Source organism: Prevotella scopos JCM 17725 (assembly GCF_018127785.1).
In the GTDB taxonomy this organism is placed as follows: Bacteria; Bacteroidota; Bacteroidia; order Bacteroidales; family Bacteroidaceae; genus Prevotella; species Prevotella scopos.
In genome coordinates this window covers 1,029,010-1,052,476 of the sequence record NZ_CP072389.1, presented here as the reverse complement: position 1 = coordinate 1,052,476, position 23,467 = coordinate 1,029,010, and the positions used below count along the sequence as shown (strand labels likewise).

Below are 23,467 nucleotides of genomic sequence, written 5' to 3'. Positions count from 1 at the left end.
CGATTTTTGTCATTTTGTTGCAAAGGTAAGCTTTTTTCTTTATTTATTTGTTAGAAATACTTGTCTTTCCACTCTTCGTCGTACCTTTGCAATGAAAAGAGGACACGATTATGCGTAAAATTATTCACATTGACATGGATGCTTTCTTTGCTTCGGTTGAGCAACGAGATAATCCAGAACTCCGTGGTAAGCCGATTGCTGTTGGCTTCGACGGACCACGTGGTGTGGTATCTACAGCCAGCTACGAGGCACGTGTCTATGGCGTGCATTCGGCAATGTCAATGGCGCAGGCGAAACGGCGTTGTTCGCAGCTGATTGTTGTCCCTAGTCATTTCGATAAATATAAGGAAGTTTCACGACAAATTCATGCTGTTTTTCATGAATATACTGATTTGGTTGAACCCATCTCATTGGATGAGGCTTTTCTTGATGTGACTGACAACAAAATGGGAATAGAACTTGCCGTTGATGTGGCTAAGGAAATCAAACAGAAGATATTCGAACGTACTTCGCTAACAGCTTCTGCTGGTATTAGTTATAATAAACTATTAGCGAAGATTGCCTCAGATATGCGCAAACCGAATGGTATCTTCACAGTGCATCCCGACCGTGCGCTTGATTTTATTGGCAAGCTCCCAGTGGAGAAACTATGGGGCGTAGGTCCAAAGACAGCTGACCGAATGTATGAAATGGGGGTTTTCACAGGTGAACAACTCAGACAAATATCGCATGAACACCTTGTGCAGGTGTTTGGCAAGATGGGGCATGTCTATTATGATTTCTCACGTGGGATTGACAATCGTCCAGTTGTCGTTGCACATGAACGTAAGTCAGTAGGGTGTGAACGCACGTTCCTTGAGGATTTACACATTGAGTCAAAGATTATCATCGAACTCTATCATATCACCCTCGAATTAGTTGAACGATTGGAGAGGACGGATTTCAAAGGTAGAACGCTTACGCTAAAACTCAAGTGGGATGCAACAACACAGATAACGCGCAGTATTACACAGGATAAAATCCTCCGAGCGAAAGACGATATCCTACCCCTTGCCAAGCAGTTGTTGAAAGATACGGACTATCACGACCGCCCCATCCGACTGATGGGACTGTCGGTTTCTTCGCCTGATAACACCGATGGGAATGCTGAACCCAAGCCGATGTGGATAGAGGGGTTGCTGCCTTTTAAAGAAGATTAAAGCGATGATAATTAGTTTTACGATAGGGAGATATGAGCAGTTTACAGCTTATTGTACGTCATCAGATAAGGAATTTAAGATTGTTCGTTGATTTAGGCTTATATTATTGATTAAAACATTTCCAAGTATGGAAGAAAATTACTAAATTTGCACAAGATAGTACGTGTTTAACTATGTAAGGACATCATGCATCCTTTGTTCTCACTAATCATTGATCTTAAGAATTTATAGTATATGCAATATAATGTGACCTGTAGTAGATGTCATCGCTCATTTGCGATTTCGGCAGATGACGATGAAAAAATACGTTGTACATGTCCTTATTGTGGGCAGTCATTGCTTGTCAACCTTCCGTCTGTTGGCACTCCTATCACACCTTATGAGCAACAACCTATAGTAGCGCAGGAAGGGAGAAAGAGTCAAGGTTCAGGAATGAAGGTTTTTCTAACGGTACTGATTGTACTTCTTTTGGGCGGTGGAGCTGTCTTTGGCTACCTTTATTGGCAAAACCAGCAAGAGACAGAAGCTTTAGAGTTGCAGGCACAACGCAAGGCACATGCCGACTCTGTGATGCAGGTTCGTGCGCAGCAAGAAGCGCAAGAGGCTGAAGCACAACGGCAAGATGAAAAGCGCAAGAGCATCTGTAAGTTCTTAGAGTCGTTCTATCAGAAGGCTGTCCTGTCAGAAGATGCCGATGCTATGTTCTATAGTCGTTATCTCACCGACTATTGTAACCGAATGATTTTTGGAACGCAAGGCAGTGACGAAACAGATGTTGATTCATGGACAGTATGGTGGGGAGCCTTTGGAAACACGGCTTCAGAGCCTGATTTCCAGCAACTTCAGCGTAACCTCAGTGTCGTTCCAATAGATGATAATTGGTACAAGGTGAGATTATCACAAGATGGTGAAACAGAATATCGTCAGGTGAAGGTGCAATCGCAAGATGGGCATATCCTCATTGATGACGTACGATAAATCAACGAAAGGAAGAAAGAATGCAATTTCAAATAGCTTGCAAACATTGCCATCGCCCCTTTGTTATAGAATCGGAGGGTGGTAATACGCTAAAATGTAATTGCCCCTATTGTGGTGAAAGTATGATTGTTGCAACCCCACAGGTGGGTGCGACAACGGACAGTGGTGCTGAGACAACTGCCCCCGTGAATCATACACAAGCAAGAACAGATAACATGAACGAGCAAGTTGCTCCAATGAGGTATGAAAAGTCCTCGAAGAGTGGGGTTGGTAAGAAGGTTACAATCGTCTTTATCTCCCTATTGTTGCTCGTGATACTGCTATCATCCCTCTTATATATGATTTTCTCAGCAATGTCGAATTAAACAATAACACACTCAATTTTATGAAACAAACAAAGATAGTATGTTCTATTAGCGACCGCCGCTGTGACGTTGACTTCCTAAGAAAGCTTTTCTTCTCAGGAATGAATGTCGTTCGTATGAATACGGCACATGCAAGTCCTGAAGGTATTAAGGAGATTATTCGCAATACACGTGCTGTGTCTCAGCACTTGGCTTTACTGATTGATACCAAGGGACCAGAGGTGAGAACCACAGCTGTGGCGGAGCCTATTCATTATAAAGTAGGCGATATGGTGAAGATTTTCGGTCGTCCTGATGTGGATTCAACAAAGGACATCGTGAATGTTTCTTACCCTGACTTCGCACGTGATGTGAAGGTTGGCGATCATGTCCTCTTTGATGATGGCGCTTTAGATATGCAGGTTATCGAGAGTGTTGGTCCGATGTTAGTGGCGCAGGTGCAGAATGAAGGTGATCTTGGCTCACACAAGAGTGTGAATGTACCTGGTGAGCACATCGAACTACCAGCGCTTACAGAAAAAGATAAATCGAACATCTTGTTGGCGATAGAGGAAGATATTGACTTCATCGCTCACTCTTTTGTACGTTCAGCAGCTGATGTTCATGCCGTTCAGAAGATACTTGATGAGCATAACTCTGATATAAAGATTATTTCAAAGATTGAGAATCAGGAGGGAGTTGATAATATTGACGAGATTATTGATGCTTCATACGGTATTATGATTGCACGTGGTGACTTAGGTATTGAGGTTCCTATCGAGCAGATTCCTGGTATTCAGCGTAGCATCATCAATAAGTGTATCTTGAAGAAGAAGCCTGTTATCGTGGCTACTCAGATGTTGCACACGATGATAAACAATCCTCGTCCTACTCGTGCAGAGGTGACGGATATCGCAAATGCTATCTATAGTCACACCGATGCGTTGATGTTGAGTGGTGAGACAGCAAGCGGTAAGTATCCTGTTGAGGCTGTACAGACGATGGCACGTATTGCTGAGGCGGCAGAGCAGGATGCACATAAGCGTGGACATATCACTGTTCCGATGATTAATCAGAATGACCAGCGTGAGTTCTTGTCACGAAGTGCAATTGAGGCAACTGAGCAATTGGGTGTAAAGGGCATTATCACTGATAGCGAGACAGGTCAGACTGCTCGTAATCTTGCGGCTTTCCGTGGTCCACATCCAGTGTTGGCTATCTGCTACAAGGATAAGGTGCAGCGTTGGTTGAATCTTAGCTATGGTGTGATTGCTATTTATCAGCATCGCCAAAAGTCTAACGAGGAGATGTTTACGGCTGCATTGCGTATGCTCCGCCAGAAGGGGTATATAGAGTTAGAGGATAAGATCGCTTATCTTTCTGGTTCATTCGGTGCTGGTGGTGGCACAAGCTTCCTTGAGATTAATAATGTGGGTGATGTCTTTGCACGTAAGTATCGCTTCCACCTTCCTGAAGAAGTTGACGAAGGTGAAGAGGAGGCTTAATCTCTCTTCTATTCAATCGGGAAAGCTTTCAATGTCTTGTTGATAGGGTGAAGGCTTTCCAAATGATTCTTCATCATGTTGCTGTTTAGGCTAATATACTGATACAGAAAAAGGAAAAATTGATTTTATAAATAGAAAAAGGTGTCCTGAATTACTTCTGGACACCTTTTTCGTTAAATTAGGAGGGCTAGGCGTACTAGGGGAACTAGAGAAACTAGGAGTACTAGGGACACTAGGGTCACTAGGAAACCTAGGATTTACTAGCAATAACTAGCAGCAGCCCATCAACCTGCTAGTTCTATTCCTGGTGAACAGGAATTTTCTTAACGCGACGTTCATGTCTTCCGCCCTCAAAACTTGCTTTGAAGAAGGCGTCAAGAATCTTTTCAGCAGTCTTATTATCGATAAAACGGCTAGGGAGTACGAGAACGTTAGCATCATTATGTTGACGAATCAACTCAGCAACGTCCTTGTTCCATGCCAAACCTGCACGTACTCCTTGATGTTTATTAAGTGTGATAGCCATACCCTCACCGCTTCCACAGATAGCAATACCTGGATAAACCTCACCGCTCTCTATGGCTTCAGCCAGTGTGTGAGCGTAGTCAGGATAGTCACAACTCAAATCACTATTACAGCCAAAATGCTTATACGGATACTTGTGTTCTTCCAAATATTGGATCACGAATTGCTTTAATGGATAGCCTGCGTGGTCGCAGGCAACTCCTACTGTCTTAATTTCCATAAGCTGTTTAGGTTTTATGAGCCCCTTCGTTCGATATGGAACTAAGGGACATCTGGTTAAACGTTTATGCTAAAAATGCTTTTACTTGTTTGTAAACATTCTCTGGGTTGAAGCCTAACTTCTCATCGAGAACTTTGAAAGGTGCTGAGAAACCGAAGCTGTTGAGACCATATACCTTACCATTGGCACCCACCAAGCCTTCGAGTGTCACAGGAAGACCAGCGGTAAGACCGAAGATTTTTGCATCTCTTGGCAGTATCTGCTCCTGATATTCCTTGCTTTGGCGGCGGAAGAGACCCTCTGATGGTGCGCTAACGACGCGTACCTTCACACCGTCTTTGCGTAACAACTCAGCTCCTTCTACGCAGGTTGATACTTCAGAACCACTTGCCACGAGGATAACATCATACTGCTCGTCAGAGCCTGTCACGATGTAAGCACCCTTACGTGTCTGTTGGTAATCGGTTCCCTCTGGCAGACTCATCACGTTCTGACGTGATAAGATGAGTGCTGTTGGCGTGTCCATGTTCTCCATTGCCATCTGCCAACAAACTGTTGTGGCATCACTATCCGCAGGACGAAGTACACGTACAGAATCCTGTCCAGCATGGTTTTGCAACTTCTCCATCAAGCGGATTTGTGCTTCCTGCTCTACAGGCTCGTGCGTTGGACCATCCTCACCAACACGGAAGGCATCGTGGCTCCAAACAAATTTCACTGGAATACGCATGAGCGCAGCCATGCGAATAGCTGGTTTCATATAGTCAGAGAAAACGAAGAAGGTTCCCATTGCAGTGATGACACCACCATGAAGCATCATACCGATACACATACATGCCATTGCTAACTCGCTAACACCTGCCTGGAAGAAGGCACCGCTGAAGTCGTCACGTGTGAAGGCATGTGTCTTGTTGAGGAAACCATCCGTCTTATCAGAGTTGCTGAGATCGGCTGATGACACAATCATGTTAGGCACTTGCTCGGCAAGAACACCAAGACAAGCTGCAGAACCATTACGTGTTGGGATGTCGCGTTTCTGTACCAGACCGCTCCAATCAATCTTTGGAGCCTTGCCAGAGAACCATTCACGCATTTGTGCTGCCTTTTCAGGATTCTCTTTCTCCCATGCTGCTTCAGCTTCATGACGCTTAGCTACAATCTTCTTGAGCTCAGCTGCACGATCATCGTAGAGCTTCTGTACCTCTGGGAAAATCTTGAATGGGTCGTTAACATCACCACCAAGATTCTTTATTGTATTGATATAGGCGTCACCACCCAATGGTGCGCCATGTGTTTTAATGCTATGTTCGTAGCTACTGCCATCAGCCTGCAGAGCTCCCTTTCCCATCACAGTCTCACCGATGATAAGGGTAGGGCGATGCTCTTCCTTGTTTGCAGCAACGAGTGCTTCGCGGATAGCATCAGGGTCGTTACCATCAATCTTCAATACGTTCCAGTTCCATGCACGATATTTCATGGCTGTGTCCTCAGACATAACGGCACCACACTCAGTAGAAAGCTGAATATCATTGGCATCGTAGAACATGATGAGGTTGTTAAGGCCCAAGTTGCCGGCTAAGCGACCTACTTCTGCACTGATACCTTCTTGGACGCCACCATCAGAGATGTAAGCATAAATCTTATGCTGCATCATTGTGCTACCAAGGCGTGCTTCGAGGAATTTCTCAGCTACAGCTGCACCAGCTGCATAGGCATGACCTTGACCGAGTGGACCTGAAGAGTTCTCGATTCCATGTGCGATATCTCTTTCAGGATGTCCTGGGGTGATTGAACCCCACTGACGAAATTGTTTTATATCATCAACCGTGAACTTTCTCTGGAGGGTTAATGCAGCATAAAGCATTGGTGACATGTGACCAGGATCGAGATAGAATCGGTCACGTCCTGCCCATTCAGGTTTTTCAGGGTCAAAGACGAGAAATTCAGAGAAAAGGATGTTAATAAAGTCCGCACCACCCATTGCACCACCAGGATGTCCTGATTTAGCTTTTTCAACCATAGACGCTGCGAGAATTCTAATGTTATCCGCTGCTCTGTTCATTAATTTCTTGTCATTCATAAATAGATAGGATTTTTAAATTATAATGCAAATATAAAGATAAATATGCATACATCAAAATATTGAACTTACTATTTTGATTAATTTACCCAAAAATAATGAGTGCGATGGGCTTGTATGGTTTTGTTCGGTTGTTGAGTGCTGTCGTGTTGATGGCTCGCACATGTGGTGCGGGTGCTTAGCACGAAACAGCGGTTTCGTGATGATGGATGCGTTATATGGCAGGGGATAATAAAGTAGGATTTGAAAAATTTTGGTGGACCTCCGTGTCTTCCGTTCTTCCGTGTGACCTGTCTGACAATATGATGTATCAAGAAGGTGAGCCAAAAGGTGAGGTCCTCTCGTTTGTCCCAACACCCTTCACCCTAGGGCTGTAAAGAGCCATATAAAAAGAGAGGATATATCAGAATGTTCGTTATGACGTTTTACATTCGATATACCCTCTTCAGTAATTGTAATCTTAGATTCTTACGATGTTAGCCTTACTCGTCAACGTTAGAGTGAGGCCTCGTTGTATATTTCTTTGTTGATGCGATATAATGCTGCACCACGTTTACTCGTAATCTTATCAATAAGCTCTGTCTTCTCTATGAAATCGATTTGTTTGATGCGTTTACGGAAGTTACGCTTATCAATCTCAACACCTAAGATGGCTTCATGAACATTCTGAAGCTGGGTGAGTGTGAAGAGCTCTGGAAGAAGATTGAAACCGAGTGGGTCCTTGTTGATGAGCTTACGGAGTTGTGCCAGTGCTATCTGTACCATCTCAATATGGTCACCATATAATTCAGGCAGCTCATTGATGTCAACCCATTGCAAGTCGTTTTCTTCTAACAACTTCTGATCGTAATCAGAGACGTTGATGAGGGCACAATAAGCAATTGAGATGACACGGTCACCAGGGTCACGATCGGTTTCACCGAAAGCACCTACCTGGCGCATGTAAATGTCATTGATGCCTGTACATTGAAACAATACTCTGTTCGCTGCTTCTTTCAAACTCTCGTCTTCTCTTACAAATCCGCCATAGAGTGATAACTTACCGCTGTATGGTTCAACTTTACGCTTACCGACGAGTAATTGCAATTTCTTGTTTTCAAAACCCAAGACGATGCAGTCAACTGAGACTAGGTGTTTGGGTTCCCCTTTGTAGTATGTATTCATGTTCATGATTTTGATTAGAGATGTAAAATCTTGATTGTTTTGGTTTTGCTGTAGTATTCTTTTTGTTAGGTAACTTAATCTAAATATCCTTTATGTATTTCTTTTTTGATAAGGGCTGAATCTCTATTGAAGAATCCAGCCCTCTACCAATATCATACTTTCTAAATAGAAAGATGCACCTTGTCAGATGCCGTTATATTCTTAGCAAACCTTGTGAGAGCCATCGCTGATGACAACAGGATAAACCTCAGGCGCATGGCCATACTTGGCATTAAACTTCTCTGTCACGTCAGCAATGAACTTGTCGTACAACTCGTCCTTAACGAGGTTGATGGTACAGCCACCGAAGCCACCACCCATGATGCGCGAACCTGTCACGCCATCCTCCTTAGCAACATCGTTGAGGAAGTCAAGCTCTTCGCAGCTAACCTCATACTCCTTGCTGAGTCCGTGATGTGTCTCGTACATCTTCTGGCCAACTGTCTCGTAGTCGCCTGCGTTGAGTGCATCACACACAGCGAGGACACGCTCCTTCTCACCAAGAACGAAGTGTGCACGCTTGTAGTCCTCTGCACTTACCTTATCTTTGACAGCCTCTAACTCATCCCAATTAGCATCACGCAATGTCTCGTACTTCTTCTCTGGGAACTGCTCAGCGATAGCAGCTACAACATTCTCACAACTCTTGCGACGATCGTTATATGGGCTACCAACGAGTTCATGTTTAACCTTAGAGTTTACAAGAACAAGCTTGTAACCCTTTGGATCGAATGGGAAGTACTCAAATTCACGGCTACGGCAGTCGAGGCGCATCAGCTTGCCTTCTTGACCGAAGACGCTTGCAAACTGGTCCATGATACCACAGTTCACACCGATATACTTGTGTTCTGTAGCCTGACCTGCGAGGACGATGTCCCACTTTGAAATCTTATTATCAGCGAACAAGTCGTTCAATGCACATCCGAAGCAACTTTCCATAGCAGCAGAAGAACTCATACCTGCACCGAGAGGAACGTCACCTGCAAAGGCAATGTTGAATCCCTTTACGTCAACGCCGAGCGCCTTAAACTCCTGAACCATACCATAGATGAATCGTGCCCATGTGGCGCGTGGACCCTCTGGGTCGTCAACCTTAAATTCTACACGGTCCTTGAGGTCGATTGAGTAGCACATTACTGTGTTTGTGCCGTTAGGACGAACCTCCGCCATGATGCCCTTGTCAACTGCACCTGGGAATACGAAACCACCATTATAATCGGTATGCTCACCAATGAGATTGATACGTCCTGGTGAGAAATAAATGTTTCCTGTCTTGCCATCGAAGTGCTTAATAAAACGACTTCTTACAAATTCAATGTCCATGTTAGTAATTCTTTAAATATGATTGTTAGTATATATATAAGGTGTTATTTTAATTTAATGGCAAGCATAAAGCCTGCCATTATGAGGATACCATTTAAGCCTTCTTTGAAGGGTGTGAGCCAATCAACGCATAGAAGAGCATGTAAGCGAGCATTGCTACAATCAACCAGTAGCTCTGGATGTCGCCAACCTTGGTTGCCATGAGGTTCTGAATCAATGGCATTACACCACCACCCACAACCATGGTCATGAACAGACCTGACGCTGTAGCTGTATATTTACCAAGTCCCTCAGTTGCGAGGTTGAAGATAACACCCCACATTACTGATGTACAGATACCGCAAAGGATAATTAGCAACACCTTTGCAGGAACCTCTGCCTGAATCCATGTGCTCTCTGCAATGTTAGGAATTGTAAGGCTCATCTTGTCTGTTTCTGGCATAAAGATAGCCACAATCAGAAGCACAAGAGCCAAAACAGTTGTTACAGTAAGCTGTGTGCGTGAAGAGACCTTACCACTGATGAAGGCACTAACGAAGCGACCAACGAGCATCAACAACCAATAGACACCTGCGATAAGACCTGCAATAGCTGCGCTACCGAGTACGCCACCTTCTGCAACTGGCTCACTAAGGTAGAACAAAAGCTGTCCTGGAATACCCACTTCAATACCTACGTAGAAGAAGATGGCAATGATACCAAGTACCAACTGGCGATAACCCAAGGCACCCCTGATACCACCTACAACGTCAGACTTCTCTGTCTCTGGCTCAGTTAGCTGTGTAAACCAAACGATAACGAATGATGCTGCAAAGATAACTAATGCAATCAACAACAATGGAGTTACAACCTTGAGAGATGTGCTCTTAGTAATCTCTCCAATCATTGAACCTGCAATCATCGGAGTCAGTGTTGCTGCAAGTGAGTTTAATGATGCACCTGTCTGAATAAGTTGGTTACCACGATTACCACCACCACCAAGAAGGTTCAACATTGGGTTTACTACGGTATTCAAGATACAAACACAGAAACCACAAACGAAGGCACCAAGCAGATAAACTGCGTATGTGCTGATTTCGTTTCCATCCATTCTACTTGAACCATATTGGATGGCAATGCCGACGAAACCAAGTGCCAAAGCAACAAGAGCAGTCTTCTTGTAACCATACTTTGTAATCATCATACCTGCAGGAATACCCATGAAGAGGTAAGCTGCAAAGTTCATCATGTTACCCATCATACCTGCCCACTCATAGTGCTGCTTCCAGATTGTACCGAATGGGGCAGCCATATTGGTGACAAATGAGATCATCGCAAATAGGAACATCATGGTGATGATTGCTACCAAGGTTCCTTTCTTGTTAGTTTGATTTTCCATTGTTGTATTTCAGTTTTTATTTATTATTCTTATTAGCCGTAGTCGTTATTTCTCTACACCGAACTTATAAATGGTCTTCTGTGTATATTCCTTACATGGCTCCAGAATGACTGAAGGGAAGTAAGGATGGTTTGGACTATCAGGGAAGTGCTGTGCTTCGAAGCAGATGGCACTGCGACGTGGGAAGGTTGCACCATGCTGACCCTTGTAACCGTCCGCCCAGTTGTGGGTATATACCTGCACACCTGGCTCTGTGGTATATACTTCCATCGTTCTGCCACTGTTTGGCTCCTTGATGCGTGCGGCGAATGAGAGTTCGCCTTCTTCCTTCTTGTTCAACACGAAGCAGTGGTCATAACCCGCACCATGCTTAATCTGTTCATGGTCAGCATCAATCTCTTGACCTACCTTCTTAGGCTTACGGAAGTCAAATGGGGTGCCAGCGACTTTCAAAATCTCACCTGTTGGAATTGATGTCTCATCAATAGGGATGTAGAAGTCGGCATTGATCTCACACTCTAAATCGTCAATCGTTGGGGTTGGATTGGCAATACCTGCCAATGAGAAGAATCCATGACTGGTAAGATTGATGATTGTCTTCTTATTTGTCTTTGCAGAATATTTGATGATGAGTTCGTCATCATCAGAGAATGAATAGGCTACCCAAACTTCAACTTCGCCAGTATAACCTTCTTCACCATAAGATGATGTGTATTTCAAAACAACAGCATGGTCGTTAACCCGTACTGCATCCCATACTTTTGCATTGAAGCCTTCCTTACCTCCATGTAAAGAGTTAGGACCATTGTTAATAGCGAGTTTATATTCCTTTCCGTTCAACTGGAAGCGTCCTTTGGCAATACGATTGCCATAACGACCAATAAGGGTTGAAAGGTAAGGCTCAGGTGAACTGATTACCTCTTGTATATTATCATGTCCTTGAATGATATTTGCCAAGTTTCCGTCTTTATCAGGAACCATGATAGCAACAATAGCACCACCATAATTAGTGATTGCAACCTCATTGCCCTTGGCATTTCTAAGTACATAAAGATCGGTTTTCTTACCATCTATCGTAGTTTGGAAGTCTTCTTTCTTCAACCCACACGCATAGTGTGGCTCTTCGGCTTTTACCATGATGTTCTGTTTTTAGTTACTATAACAAGACTTGCAAAGTAAATAAAAATAAACGATAACAGCAAACTTAACTTTGAAAATAATGGTGTATAGTGTGTTAAAAACAATTAACATAATAAGGTTTTAACCCAAATCAGTCATTAGATATTGTTAGAAACGATATTTCTATTGACTGAATAGGGTTAAAATCAATTTAATTACAAAAGCCTTATAACAATCTTTGTAAATGTGAGTTGATAACTCAGACTACATGTTTAGTGCCTTTATCTTCTGTTAAAACTCCTCAGAATAGGTTCTGATTTTGCCTGGACAGGATTTAAGCAAAGGATAGTCTGAGTTCTCTTGAAACTTTGTTAGCTTTTGCCTAATAGCATCCCTATCCTCATGACTCTTTATCCGAAGCATGTCTTTGATAAAAGGTACTGTCGGACTATCTGGGTAAGCCTTCATGAATCGTTTCCACTCTTCTTTAACTTCTTGGTCTATGTTTTCATAATACACAGGAGTATTGTCTACGCCAAACAAATAGGCAGACTGAAGGAATATATAGTCATCTTGTAGTCTACAGAAAAATTCTTTCTTTGTTGGATATGTTTTTACGTAAGCTTCGTGTCGAGCAAGCAGGTTACCCAACTCTCGCCACGATATTACGAGGGCTGCATCTGGGGCAATATTCTCTGCATCCTTTATCAGGTACCAGTAGTCTTGATAGTACTTAGGCAATAGTTTGACATACTTAATGTATGTTTTGGTCTGAAGGTTCATTTCCACGATTCCTTCTCCTAAATCTACTATTTCCATCCCTGCGTTCTTATAGAATAGCTCCTTCTTTTTGATGGAATCGTGTGGCACTATTTCATTGCCCATGCTGTCTATTTTATACTCGTAATAGTGCTCAAGGAAATGACTCTCACGGTCATTGACCTTATTCAACTCTTTTTGCACTTCCGTACTAAACTCATCAAAGATTCGACAACGCTCCTCTGGCGATGCACTCTTAAATTGGATGTCAATTATTTGCTGATGAAGCTTGATGCGCTTCAAGGGATCAGTCGTTTTTGCAAGGATTTGCTTAACGCTATCAACCTTAGCCTTTTGTTGGATGCTATCGATATTTGTTTCTTGCTTTGCACTATTGATGTTTTGAACATCTTTATCTGTTTGCTTAGAAGGAGTGTTCTGACAAGCTGTCAATAGGACAATTCCTGATAAGAATAGATATATGATTTGTTTCATGTGATTAATGTTTGAAAGTTTTATTAATGATAAATATTGTTCCCTGTTTTCTTATCTTTTCTTCTGTGCAAAGATATATATAAAAAAGGAGGAAACTCTCAGTAGTTTTGATTTTATTCTTTCTTATAGTTTTCCTCTTGTTTATAAGTTGTTTGATATCAGTGATGTTTTCTTGTTTTTGCTCTGACAGCTTTGTCTTGTGTTTTATTAGGTTCTATAACGCATCGTGTGGGTTGTGTATTGATATTCCGCACGAGTGGTGCGGGTGCTTAGCACATGTGGTGCGGATGGTATGCACCACATGTGCGGAGGATTAACACCATCGCTGTATATGGAAGGGTAGGGATTTAATGTGCGTTAAGCGTATTAAAACGAAGGTCAATTTGGAGTTGTGTTTCGTTGGAGGCTATACCTTTCAACAATATTTTATGCTCTATGACGAATTACCCACACGATTCGTTATAGAGCCTTACTTTCTGAAAGTCCAAAGTCCTTGACAGATGATGTCTGATAAATTTAATCCGAATATGGTAGGCATTAGGGGCTTACTCTTCAAATTCTCGTTTCCGCTCAATGGCGCACTTGAAATCAGCGATAAGTTCTTCTCTTGTTTTTTCTTTGATTTTAATCATATATTACTCTCCTTTTCGTTTTGCAAATATAACTCTTTGCGTTGATATTTGTAAGAAAGTAAATGAAAAAGCAGCAAATGATTGCTCACTTGCTGCTGTATAGTAATAAGGTTTTCTGTATAAGCCATCGAAGTTTTCCTTGTAAGTTTCTATTCCTATTCTTATTTTTTTGTCAGATAAACATACAACAGGTAAAAATATATAGTGTGGCTTAGGAAAACCGATGTGTCTGTTATTTAATGATTATCTTTTTACCATTGATAATATAAACACCCTTAGGCAAAGCATTAATTTCGTCAGTGCTTGCTTTACTTAGCCGTTTTGCACCATCTATTGTATAGACATCGGCAAGTCCTGCTTTATTATAAACAGTGTTTGTAATGCCAGTAGTACTACCCTCTATTAAGAGAAAGTCTTCCCATTGGTATGCTTGTTTATATGCGTCAAGACTATTATTAGGAACAATAAGTTTACATTTAGATGTATTTATGTAGAAAAAAACACCTGATTCACAGGTTGGAGGTACGACTGCCTCACTTGAAATCTGTGTTATATTGGTACATTTGTTAAATGCGAATTCTCCTATAGTCTTAACACTATTTCCGATATTTACTTTTTGTAGGTTGGTGCAATCGCTGTATTTACAACCGATTATTACTCAATATTTTATAGATAATAAGTCAGAAATATGGTTGTTATTTTTAATTGCACATTCTAAAAGGTGAAGATTTAACGCTTTTATTGATTATTAACTCAAAAAGGACATCAACTTGGGTCGTTTCTTCTCTTTTCCTTGCTATTCGTTTCCGATATTCCACTTTTGTTTTGGTCTATCTCATATGTACTGCAAAGGTATTGATTTTTGTTTGATATTGCTCCTTGCTTGCTCCTTGTCGTAGATTAATTTTCACACAGGAATTTTTGTTCTCTTTCTATAGGGGCTTGAAACAATCCATTTATTGGAAACAATTAAAGACGGAGCTGGTTTGCCCCAGTGCTTTTTAAGAAACAGGGCAATTATTTTATCTCCACAAAGGCTCTTGTTCCCAATTATGAGGAAAGCCTAATAAACGAGTTCTTACTGATGGGTATTTCGATAAAAGCTGCTTGAAATCTGCAACAAAAGTGTTGCCCATAGAAATGGAGTTAAGCCAATACACCACATAGCAGAGTTGCGGATAAAGTGTTTGTTCACGGAACGAGAAATCCGTAATCCATGTGTTTGGCATACGCATAGGCATCATTGGCTTGACAGGAAAGACCCGATTTGACAGTCTTGAATGATGGGCGCAGCAATTACGAAGTACGGGTCTGGGTACGGATTAAAAGGCTAAGTGATTATTTTCAGTCATTTAGCCTTTTTAATTATCTAATTTTTCCCCACATTTTCCCCACAGCTGTCTATTTATATACAGGGCAACCGCATCAAAATAACGTTAGCTTAGGAAACAAACGTAGTTTTCAACCTCCTCCTCTCCCTTATTGTCCATTTTCCTAAAAAAACCATTGGTCCAAATCGAAACTACTACCCCATAAAAATTGATTTTTTGCCCCATATAATTCAAATTTCCCTTGCGGGTAATATTTTTTAAGAAACATGATTTTTGACAACAGGCTATTATTCAGACAAATACAAAATTATGCATTTTTAAGGGGGGATATTGTAAATTGTTGAAACTTCTCATCCTTGTATCCACCCCACTTATCCCTATTAATACAAAATCGACAAGTATTGATTATCAGGTTATTGACATTTTGATGCGGTTGCCCTGATTTATATATTTTAGAAACATATTTTTCCGTAAAATTATGTACCTTTGTCGGCAAATAAAGATATTCTCGTCAAACAAATATAAATAATATAAACATGGAAAAAAACAGAAAAAAACAAATCGTAGTTTTGAGTATAGCTTTAGTTTGCATTTTCATCTTGGTATTTTCATTGTTCCATAAATCAGCGACAAAAGATAGCGCAAATCCTCCTTTAACAAATGTTTTGACTGATAGCATTTCTCAAATTGTCTCAGCTTGTCCTGGCGAAATTGGTGTGGCGGTTATTGTTAATAACAGAGATACGGTTAAGGTCAATAATAAGAGTGTTTATCCTATGATGAGTGTGTTTAAGGTTCATCAGGCATTAGCTCTTTGTAATGACTTTGACAATAAAGGAATTTCACTTGATACCTTAGTAAATATAAATAGGGATAAACTTGACCCAAAGACTTGGAGTCCTATGCTGAAAGATTATTCAGGGCCAGTCATATCATTGACAGTGAGAGATTTGCTGCGTTATACTCTTACTCAGAGTGACAACAATGCAAGCAACCTTATGTTTAAGGATATGGTTAATGTCGCTCAAACAGATAGTTTTATAGCCACACTCATTCCTCGTTCAAGTTTTCAGATAGCTTATACGGAAGAGGAAATGTCGGCTGACCATAACAAGGCTTACTCTAACTATACATCTCCTCTTGGTGCTGCAATGTTGATGAATCGTTTGTTTACTGAAGGTCTTATCGATGATGAGAAACAAAGTTTCATTAAGAATACGTTAAAAGAATGCAAAACAGGTGTAGATAGGATAGCAGCTCCACTTCTTGATAAAGAAGGGGTTGTTATAGCGCATAAGACAGGTTCAGGTTATGTTAATGAAAATGGTGTTCTTGCAGCTCACAATGATGTTGCCTATATATGTCTGCCTAATAATATCAGTTATACCTTAGCGGTATTTGTTAAGGATTTCAAGGGAAATGAATCACAAGCGTCACAATATGTTGCGCATATATCAGCTGTAGTATATTCTTTATTAATGCAAACTTCAGTAAAATCTTAAACTGCACTTGCTTTGATAATTAATGATAAACAATCTAAAAGCACTCTAATCGTTATCGGAGTGCTTTTAGATTACTAATCAAATTGCTTCTATTATAATTTGAATCCTCTACTTTTTCTTTCTTCCTGTTGCGGCACTCTTGCTCCATATCTAAGCCTGTGCCATTGCTCCCTGAACCAGTCGGCAATCGGCTTCCTGTTTATTGTCAGGTTCAGCCTGCTTTCATCGTCAGGGTCATTTTCCACCCTTAAAATATCATCCTTTATATCAAAGTTCCGCCTGTGTTGCTCGGAATAGATTTTACCGCTACATTTCAGGGCTTCTTTTTTGACTATAAGACTTTCAGTCATTTCTTTAGAGAATCCCAGCATGGCACAAAACTTTTCCATGCGCAGCATTTCCCTGAACATCGGAAACCACCTGAAAGCCTTGTCTATGATTCTGGCGAGCCGTGACAGTTCTTTTTCTTTCATGTCAAGTTCCTGCCTGTGCATTTCTCTGAGATTGTGGATTTGCGTATCATGCTGTTTCTGCATCTGCTGTACTTGGCTCTGCAATTTTTCAATATTGGTGTTCCGTTTTGAAACCTCGTCTTGCAGTTTTTCGTTGGCACGTTCCAGTTCTTTCAGTTTTCCACTCCCGAAAAGAGAAGCAACTCCACTAGTTATGGCTGTCGCTGCCGTGGTGGCTGTCTTCTTTAACTTGTCAGTGCGTATTTCTGATTTCACCTGTTTCAGTTCCTGCTCGGCAAGATTTATCTGTTCTTCTTTGTGCCGTTTGGCTGCATCCATGCGTTGCAGTTCAGCTTTCTGCTTCTCAATGATAAAGTCGTTCCGTTCCAGATGCTCCTTACCAGTGACAGCCTTTGACTGCCCGCGTTCCATCAGCAGGATGTCGGATGCAAGGGTCTGCATCTGCATCATGTCATCGTCATTGAGCTTTCGGCTCTTTCCTGTTTCGTGGTTCATCCAGTCGAAAACGATATGGGCATGATAGTTCGGCTTGAACCATCTGTCCCCGACTTTGAAGCTTTCCCTGTCTTCCGCTTCCGGCTGACCGTTCAGCCAATGCCCTTCATCCTTGTGCAGGAAGATTTGCAGCGGTGTGATTCCCCAGCGTCTTTGACACTCCTCACCGAATTTACGCACGTCTGCCAGTGTGGTGTCCGACCTGACAAGCAGCACTCCTTCACGTATGGGGGAGCATCCCGCAATCTTGACTATTTTACCGTTCTTGCCTTTGCGTTCACGCTCCTTTTCCTGCATGGCACGTCCGGTCTTTTCCTTTACCATCTGTCTGATATTGTCATAATGCATCCGCAAATCCGGACTGCCGAAGTCGGGATTTATCCACTGCTCATTATCGGTGGAGAGTTCTGGAACCACATAGGTTCTGGACTCTCCGATGTGGCGCATGTATTCGGCAGTCCTCCTGTTGTGAGCCTCACTCGATGCGATATTGCAGGGCTTGATATGTATGCTTGATTTTGTTGCCATAGATACTTGTTTTTTGGGTTTGTACTTTATTGTTTGCTTTTCCGCTGTCCGTAAACGCATGGGGTTCTTAGGGGTGCAACCCATAAGCGGAGATTGCAAAGAGAGGGTCACTCTTTGCTCTGGGTTCTCAGGGGAGAAACGCCCTGAGTGGGTCATTAGGGTAAAACCCTAATCCCCTCGGGAGAGCCCACAACTACGTAAGCGGAGCGTGTAGTTATAGTGGGCTATATCAATGGCAAGCCATTGTCTGCAAACTCCAGCCTACGGCTTCCGCTCTCCTCCGTCAGGGAGGTTTTTCATCATCGTTGCCGATTGGAGATGCACCGACCAGCACAAGGTCTAAATCGTCTATCAGTTTTTGCAGGACGGGATTCTTCTCTATCATCCGCTGGAGGATTCTCTCAGCCTCGACCAAGTGGTTGGCTGTACTCATCACCTTGCCCTCCCGTATCTGAAAGATAATCCAATCGGCTATGTCGATATGGGCTTCTTTTTGTTTCGGGGTGGCATTCCTTTCGATGATGTCCGAAACCACCACCTTACAAAAGTACATGCTCTCGGCTCGCTGTTTCCACTCGGCATAAGCATCGGCATCGGGAAAGAGAAGCACGGTTCGCCCTGACAGTACACGGAGTTTCTCTTCTCTCATCTGACTCTTACCACCCGTAGCCAGCCATACATAATCGGGGAAGATAGCAGAACCGATAACGGCACTCTTCTCGGATTCCACCAAGACCACCACCTTGTCGGGATGCGTTTTCAACAAGTGTTCCCCGAAAAGGCATTGGGATAGTTGCCAATCCTCTGCCAACACACGCTGCTTTTTCAATATGCTGTGTATCCAGTTCACTGCCGATGTCTGTCCTCCCTTGATACGGTGTCCGTCTTCGGGATTGTACTGCATCACCTTTCCCGTGCGTACCTTGCCCGTCCTGTCTATCTGCCAAAAGATAACAGAGCCGTCACGGGTAGCCCCCAAACGGTATTCCTCCAACAACCGCTTCAACACCTCTTTCGCCTTGTCGCCATAGTAGGAAGTAAGGAGTGTGAAGAGGAAACGGAAGAAATTGCTACGCTCGCTTTGCGACTTCTCCACATAGTGAGGGGGAATATAGCCGATGGCTGTCGGCTTACTTTGCTGCTTCACTTTCTTCTGCTCTGCTCTTTGCCTGTCAAAAGAGAAATCATTGGTAGTTCTGTGTTCAGGATGCTCTTGAAAATACTCTTTCGGAGTGTAGTGATACCCACAACCGCTTTCGTGGTTACATCTGCCGACCGATGGATGCAACGGCACATTATTTTCGTCCACGTAATAGACGAAAGAATGCCTGTCTCCGCATTTGGGGCAGGTATGCCGTGTTGCCGTTCCTTTATACTTCTGTAATGAATAATTGCCCATAGCTTAGTCCGTTTTTGATGGTTGATTGTCGGCTGTCCCATCCTGTCCCATTGTCCCACACTCTAAGGGTTGGGACAGTGGGACACTTGGGACACCTGCGTTTTTACTCTCTTTGCTGCGCTGGATGATACGGTTTACGGTGGACTTGCCACAATTCACCTGTGAGGCTATCTCCCTGACGGACTTGCCCGATTGGGAGAGTTGCAGAATTTGGCAATCCCTTTGGCTTGATTCATTGTCGCCCAATTTTTTCAAGTGTTCCTTTTCCGTGGAATAGCCCCTGAACACGAACTGCAAGAAAGCATCCACCTTGTCAATCTCGTAAACGATTACATTATCCGCATCATGAGAGAACGTGCCATAGCGCACTTTAAGCTGCTTCACATAGCGAAGCCCTCCGTCTTGGGCACTTTTTCCAATGGTGAACACGCTGTCAAAGAAATTGTAGAGCCGTTTGCTTCCGGCAAGGTCGTTGGATGTGATGGGACAATCCAAAGAGCGTTTGGGCGTATGTGCCAGGACAAGGATAGAGAGCGCATATCTCTTTTTGAGATTGTTCAGCTGAATCATCAGCCGTCCTGCGGCATCGCCTTTCTCCATGGCGCAACACAGGTAGGTAAGATTGTCAATGATGAAAATCTTGCAGTCGGTCTGCACAGCCATCTGTTCAATGCCGCCTATGATAGCTTCCTCAAAGTTGGCATCCAAAAGCTGGTTGCAGTCAATAGACACCCGATAGATTTTGTCGGGAAAGGTGTAGAGCTCTCCATGCTCGTTGGTATAGCGGAGCTGGAACTGCTTTTCGGACAGTTCAAAGTCCAGATACAGCACATTGTCGGTTCGGGCGATGCGGTCGGCTATCTGCACGGCAAGGATGGACTTGCCCACGTTGGAATCGGCAAACAAGCAGGAGAGTTCCCCCTCGTACCAAAAGCTGTCCCACAGCGCACGGGGCGTAGGCAATAACGATGCTTCAAGAATGGTTTGGTTTGCCGTCTTGATATTCATCATGCCTACACTGTCGGGCATACCGTTATGCGCTTGGGATGCTTTTGTGAGGTCGCCACGTATCAGGTTGATATAGTTCTTATCCTCTTCCATATCATTCACCAGTTACGTGGGTTGGGCTTGCGACGGTGGGAAGAGGATAAGGACTTGTTCAGTTCCTCGTCTGACAACGGTATGGGATTCTTTCGGGCGGTTTCCAGCCACTTGTCCAGTTCGTCACGGTAAAGGCAATAGCGTTTGCCGGGCTTGGTGGCAGGGATTGTCCCTTCTGACAGTTTCATGTAGAGCGTACCCTTAGGGATACCTAAATACTCTGCTGCCTCGTCCACAGACATGGGCACGTGGGTGTCCACCGTTTTGGCATTGTTCACACTGCGCTGCTCGGCGAGCAGGCTTTTCAGGCTCATCACTTCGTCTCGAAGCTGAGCGACAACCTCGGGGAGGTCGTTGAAGGTAAGAATTGATTTTTCCATTCGCGTACTCGTCTCTTTTGTAAGACTTGGCGCAAAGGACTGAAATGATATATCCGTGAATATCTCCACGACACGTCATTGCAAAATAATTCCCGAATAATTAAGCCCAGCCATAAATGACGGGTAAAATTACTCGGGAAACGATGTAAAACAGGCGGTTATGAGTTACCGGATGGTTGTCGTTGGTGTCGTGATTATCCTAATTCCGCACATAATCCTCGGGATAGTGGAAATCAAGTTTGCCGTTTTCGGGTTCATCAATGGGAATTTCCGTCTTTAACGGCTCTACCTTGAAATTCTTGATGGTTGATAAGTCTGTATCAGCAAACGATTTCGGGAAAAGGGCTTTGATGAACTTGGCACGGTTATCCCCATTGTAGTATCTCTTGTACAGGAAACGCTCAGAGATATTCCATACGAAGTGACGGAGTGGAATGTTGTTGATGTCTTTGGTAAACGGTCTTTGTATGGGCTTCGGGGTATAAGTGTTAAGATTCATCCATTTGTCCACCTCAGTACAGATGTGGTTCACGGTTTCTTGGTCGGCAATGCGAGGCAGGTAATAATGGCAATACTCCATGACCATGCGGATGCGCTCTTCCTTTTCCCGTTGCTCTCTGCTTGCGTAATTGGCACGGTTCTTTTCGTGAAGATCCGGGGCGATAGTAAGCTCTATCGGTTGTGTTTGGATAAGTGTCTCTTCTTTTGTCGGGGATGATTCGGGTACAGGCTCAGGGACTGATGTAGGTCCAGGCACAGATGTGGCTTCTTCAAGTGTATTTTGTGACAGTTCTTCCTGCACCTCTATGGCTTCGGCAATCGTTTCTTTCTTGCCGAACTTGATTTTGTAGATTTCGTATGTATCAAAGATAAGTGTCTGAAAGGAGAGATAGAGCAACCATCCCAACAGGTTACAGCATACGAATACTATCCACCTGACAAAGTTGTCTTGGTTGAAGCTGTCCGCTATTACCAGCGTGGCAATGGAAGATATTAGGACGATGGCGAAGCCGACAAAGCCCAAGATGATGTATTTGTCCTTGATTGATGATTCCATATTTCGTTGAGAGATTGAATGTTCCTGTATTATTTTGTGCAAAGTTAATGCTATTTTTCCCAATTACTGCCCGTTATTTGCGGTTAGAACGGTCTTTTTCAATGTATTTCACGAAATGTCATCATATCATACTCTGTTTCATACTCTGAGGGGCTTATAAATGGTGGCATCAAGCCAAAAACATAGAGGGGCGATTATAGCCTTGTAGCCATAACCGCCCCTCTGAATACCTGTCAATGTGAGACATTTATGCCTCCTTGCGCTTCAAGGTTATCTTGTCCACCACCTGACACATCTGCTGCGCTGCTATCTTGGAATAGATTTGTGTGGTGGTAATGTTCTTATGTCCGAGATAGGCTTGGATGACAGCCATGTCCGTTCCCATTTCCACGTGCAGGCTTCCGAAGCTGTGGCGGGTACAGTGAAAGGTGATTTTCTTGGTTATCCCTGCTGCCGTGAGCCACCGTTGGAGTGGTCCTTGCAGCATCTTGTCCTTGAAATCCTCAAAGATAAGTCCCTCGCCCCGTTCTCCCAGCAGTCCATAGGCTTCATCACTGATGGGGTTATGCACTATTTCTTTGGTTTTCTGCATACGGGTGGTAACGAACATCCTGCCGTTGGTGTATGGTTGTATCTGCTGCCACGTGAGCTGTCTGATGTCGCTCTTTCTCAGTCCCGTAAGACAGGCGAAAAGAAAAGCTTTTTTCAAGACCTCCTCCTCACAGGGTGTTTCGGCAAGCCGTATCAGTTCCTCTTGGCTCAAATGCTCCCTGATGGTGGGAATGCACTCGATGCGGTCTAAGAAGCCGTTTGGGTTCTCCTTTATCTTCCTGTCACGGTAGGCGGTGTGCAGCACGGCACGGAAAGTTGACCAATAGCCTGCTGCGGAGTTGATGTGCAGCTTTTGGTTGGTGTGGATGGATTGGGGTGCATCAAGCAGGTATTCCATGAACTTGCGGCACAAATCCACATCCACCTCCTCAAAGGTGCATTTGCCGTTCACGAACCGCTGGAAATGCTTGTATACGTGCTGCCACTTGATATTCTTGCGGTCAGCCAGTCCTTTGAAATAGGCAAGGAAATCGCCCTTCATCTTGGTCTTGTCAAAAAAGCCGTTGTTTTCATTGAAAATGGCTTCGTAGCGCTGGTTGCGCAGGATGACCGCTTTCTTCATCATGCGTGCGTTGAAGTCCCGTTCCTGCTGGTTTGCAGGTTTGGCGAAGATGTAAATTCCTAAGGCTTCACGTGTAATCACTCTCATGGTGACATTGTCACGGTAGCCGGGATAGTAGTCAAGGCATAGTGAATACTGTGTCCCGTTCTTAATCTTGCGCTTACGCAAGGTAACTGTTTTGCATTTACTCATAATAATTATGTTTTAATTGGTTGTATACATTTTGGAGTTGTATCCATGTTTCCGATGGCAAAGGAACAACGTGAA

At 43.3% G+C, this 23,467-nt stretch carries 19 protein-coding genes; 5 read left to right on the top strand and 14 right to left on the bottom strand.

The genetic code is table 11. From position 1 onward, the window contains the following. Nucleotides 1-110 precede the first annotated feature (110 nt). From dinB to pyk, 4 genes are all read left to right on the top strand, one after another. Nucleotides 111-1,199 (top strand): DNA polymerase IV, encoded by a 1,089-nt coding sequence (gene dinB, locus J4856_RS04040; protein WP_025837639.1) that lies wholly within the window; start codon nucleotides 111-113, stop codon nucleotides 1,197-1,199. Between the two features lie 234 nt (nucleotides 1,200-1,433). After that, nucleotides 1,434-2,177: a hypothetical protein gene (locus J4856_RS04035; RefSeq protein WP_025837641.1), complete on the top strand. Its 744-nt coding sequence runs from the start codon at nucleotides 1,434-1,436 to the stop codon at nucleotides 2,175-2,177. 20 nt (nucleotides 2,178-2,197) lie between these two features. Then, complete coding sequence (locus J4856_RS13145) at nucleotides 2,198-2,542, top strand: hypothetical protein (protein WP_025837643.1); 345 nt, start codon at nucleotides 2,198-2,200, stop codon at nucleotides 2,540-2,542. A gap of 20 nt (nucleotides 2,543-2,562) precedes the next feature. Next, nucleotides 2,563-4,026, top strand: a complete 1,464-nt coding sequence (pyk, locus tag J4856_RS04025) for a pyruvate kinase (protein WP_065367925.1) — start codon at nucleotides 2,563-2,565, stop codon at nucleotides 4,024-4,026. Between the two features lie 298 nt (nucleotides 4,027-4,324). On the opposite strand, the gene rpiB is transcribed toward pyk, so the two are convergent. The 8 genes from rpiB to J4856_RS03985 form a co-directional block, all read right to left on the bottom strand. Beyond that, complete coding sequence (gene rpiB / locus J4856_RS04020; protein WP_025837645.1) at nucleotides 4,325-4,771, bottom strand: ribose 5-phosphate isomerase B; 447 nt, start codon at nucleotides 4,769-4,771, stop codon at nucleotides 4,325-4,327. A 64-nt stretch (nucleotides 4,772-4,835) separates the two neighbouring features. After that, nucleotides 4,836-6,851 (bottom strand): transketolase family protein, encoded by a 2,016-nt coding sequence (locus J4856_RS04015; protein WP_025837647.1) that lies wholly within the window; start codon nucleotides 6,849-6,851, stop codon nucleotides 4,836-4,838. Between the two features lie 495 nt (nucleotides 6,852-7,346). After that, entirely contained in the window at nucleotides 7,347-8,015 is a 669-nt protein-coding gene (locus tag J4856_RS04010) for an NUDIX hydrolase (RefSeq protein ID WP_025837649.1), read from the bottom strand. Between the two features lie 201 nt (nucleotides 8,016-8,216). After that, nucleotides 8,217-9,377: a galactokinase gene (galK, locus tag J4856_RS04005; RefSeq protein WP_025837650.1), complete on the bottom strand. Its 1,161-nt coding sequence runs from the start codon at nucleotides 9,375-9,377 to the stop codon at nucleotides 8,217-8,219. A 94-nt stretch (nucleotides 9,378-9,471) separates the two neighbouring features. Then, on the bottom strand, nucleotides 9,472-10,755 hold the full coding sequence (locus J4856_RS04000; protein ID WP_025837651.1) for an MFS transporter: 1,284 nt from the start codon (nucleotides 10,753-10,755) through the stop codon (nucleotides 9,472-9,474). A gap of 45 nt (nucleotides 10,756-10,800) precedes the next feature. Further along, a complete protein-coding gene (locus tag J4856_RS03995; protein ID WP_025837652.1) occupies nucleotides 10,801-11,892 on the bottom strand; it encodes an aldose epimerase family protein in 1,092 nt (363 codons plus the stop codon). Nucleotides 11,893-12,165: 273 nt separating this feature from the next. Continuing rightward, entirely contained in the window at nucleotides 12,166-13,128 is a 963-nt protein-coding gene (locus tag J4856_RS03990) for a hypothetical protein (protein WP_025837654.1), read from the bottom strand. A gap of 864 nt (nucleotides 13,129-13,992) precedes the next feature. After that, the gene (locus J4856_RS03985; protein ID WP_234967228.1) at nucleotides 13,993-14,346 is read right to left on the bottom strand and encodes a hypothetical protein; all 354 of its coding nucleotides are present in this window, start codon (nucleotides 14,344-14,346) and stop codon (nucleotides 13,993-13,995) included. Nucleotides 14,347-15,627: 1,281 nt separating this feature from the next. On the opposite strand from J4856_RS03985, the gene J4856_RS03980 reads away from it, so the two are divergent. After that, a complete protein-coding gene (locus tag J4856_RS03980) occupies nucleotides 15,628-16,593 on the top strand; it encodes a CfxA family broad-spectrum class A beta-lactamase (RefSeq protein WP_004339683.1) in 966 nt (321 codons plus the stop codon). Between the two features lie 92 nt (nucleotides 16,594-16,685). On the opposite strand, the gene J4856_RS03975 is transcribed toward J4856_RS03980, so the two are convergent. The 6 genes from J4856_RS03975 to J4856_RS03950 form a co-directional block, all read right to left on the bottom strand. Continuing rightward, entirely contained in the window at nucleotides 16,686-18,089 is a 1,404-nt protein-coding gene (locus J4856_RS03975) for a hypothetical protein (RefSeq protein ID WP_004339684.1), read from the bottom strand. Between the two features lie 283 nt (nucleotides 18,090-18,372). After that, the gene (locus tag J4856_RS03970; RefSeq protein WP_004292742.1) at nucleotides 18,373-19,488 is read right to left on the bottom strand and encodes a DUF6371 domain-containing protein; all 1,116 of its coding nucleotides are present in this window, start codon (nucleotides 19,486-19,488) and stop codon (nucleotides 18,373-18,375) included. 3 nt (nucleotides 19,489-19,491) lie between these two features. Beyond that, nucleotides 19,492-20,589, bottom strand: a complete 1,098-nt coding sequence (locus J4856_RS03965; protein ID WP_004338330.1) for an AAA family ATPase — start codon at nucleotides 20,587-20,589, stop codon at nucleotides 19,492-19,494. A gap of 5 nt (nucleotides 20,590-20,594) precedes the next feature. Further along, nucleotides 20,595-20,969, bottom strand: coding sequence for an excisionase family DNA-binding protein (locus tag J4856_RS03960; protein WP_004338328.1), 375 nt, complete (start codon nucleotides 20,967-20,969; stop codon nucleotides 20,595-20,597). A gap of 199 nt (nucleotides 20,970-21,168) precedes the next feature. Next, a complete protein-coding gene (gene tnpC / locus J4856_RS03955) occupies nucleotides 21,169-22,026 on the bottom strand; it encodes a transposon Tn4555 protein TnpC (RefSeq protein WP_004339687.1) in 858 nt (285 codons plus the stop codon). Between the two features lie 247 nt (nucleotides 22,027-22,273). Further along, nucleotides 22,274-23,392 carry a tyrosine-type recombinase/integrase gene (locus tag J4856_RS03950; protein WP_004338318.1) on the bottom strand — a complete coding sequence of 373 codons (1,119 nt, stop codon included), beginning with the start codon at nucleotides 23,390-23,392 and terminating at the stop codon, nucleotides 22,274-22,276. Between the last annotated feature and the right edge of the window lie 75 nt (nucleotides 23,393-23,467).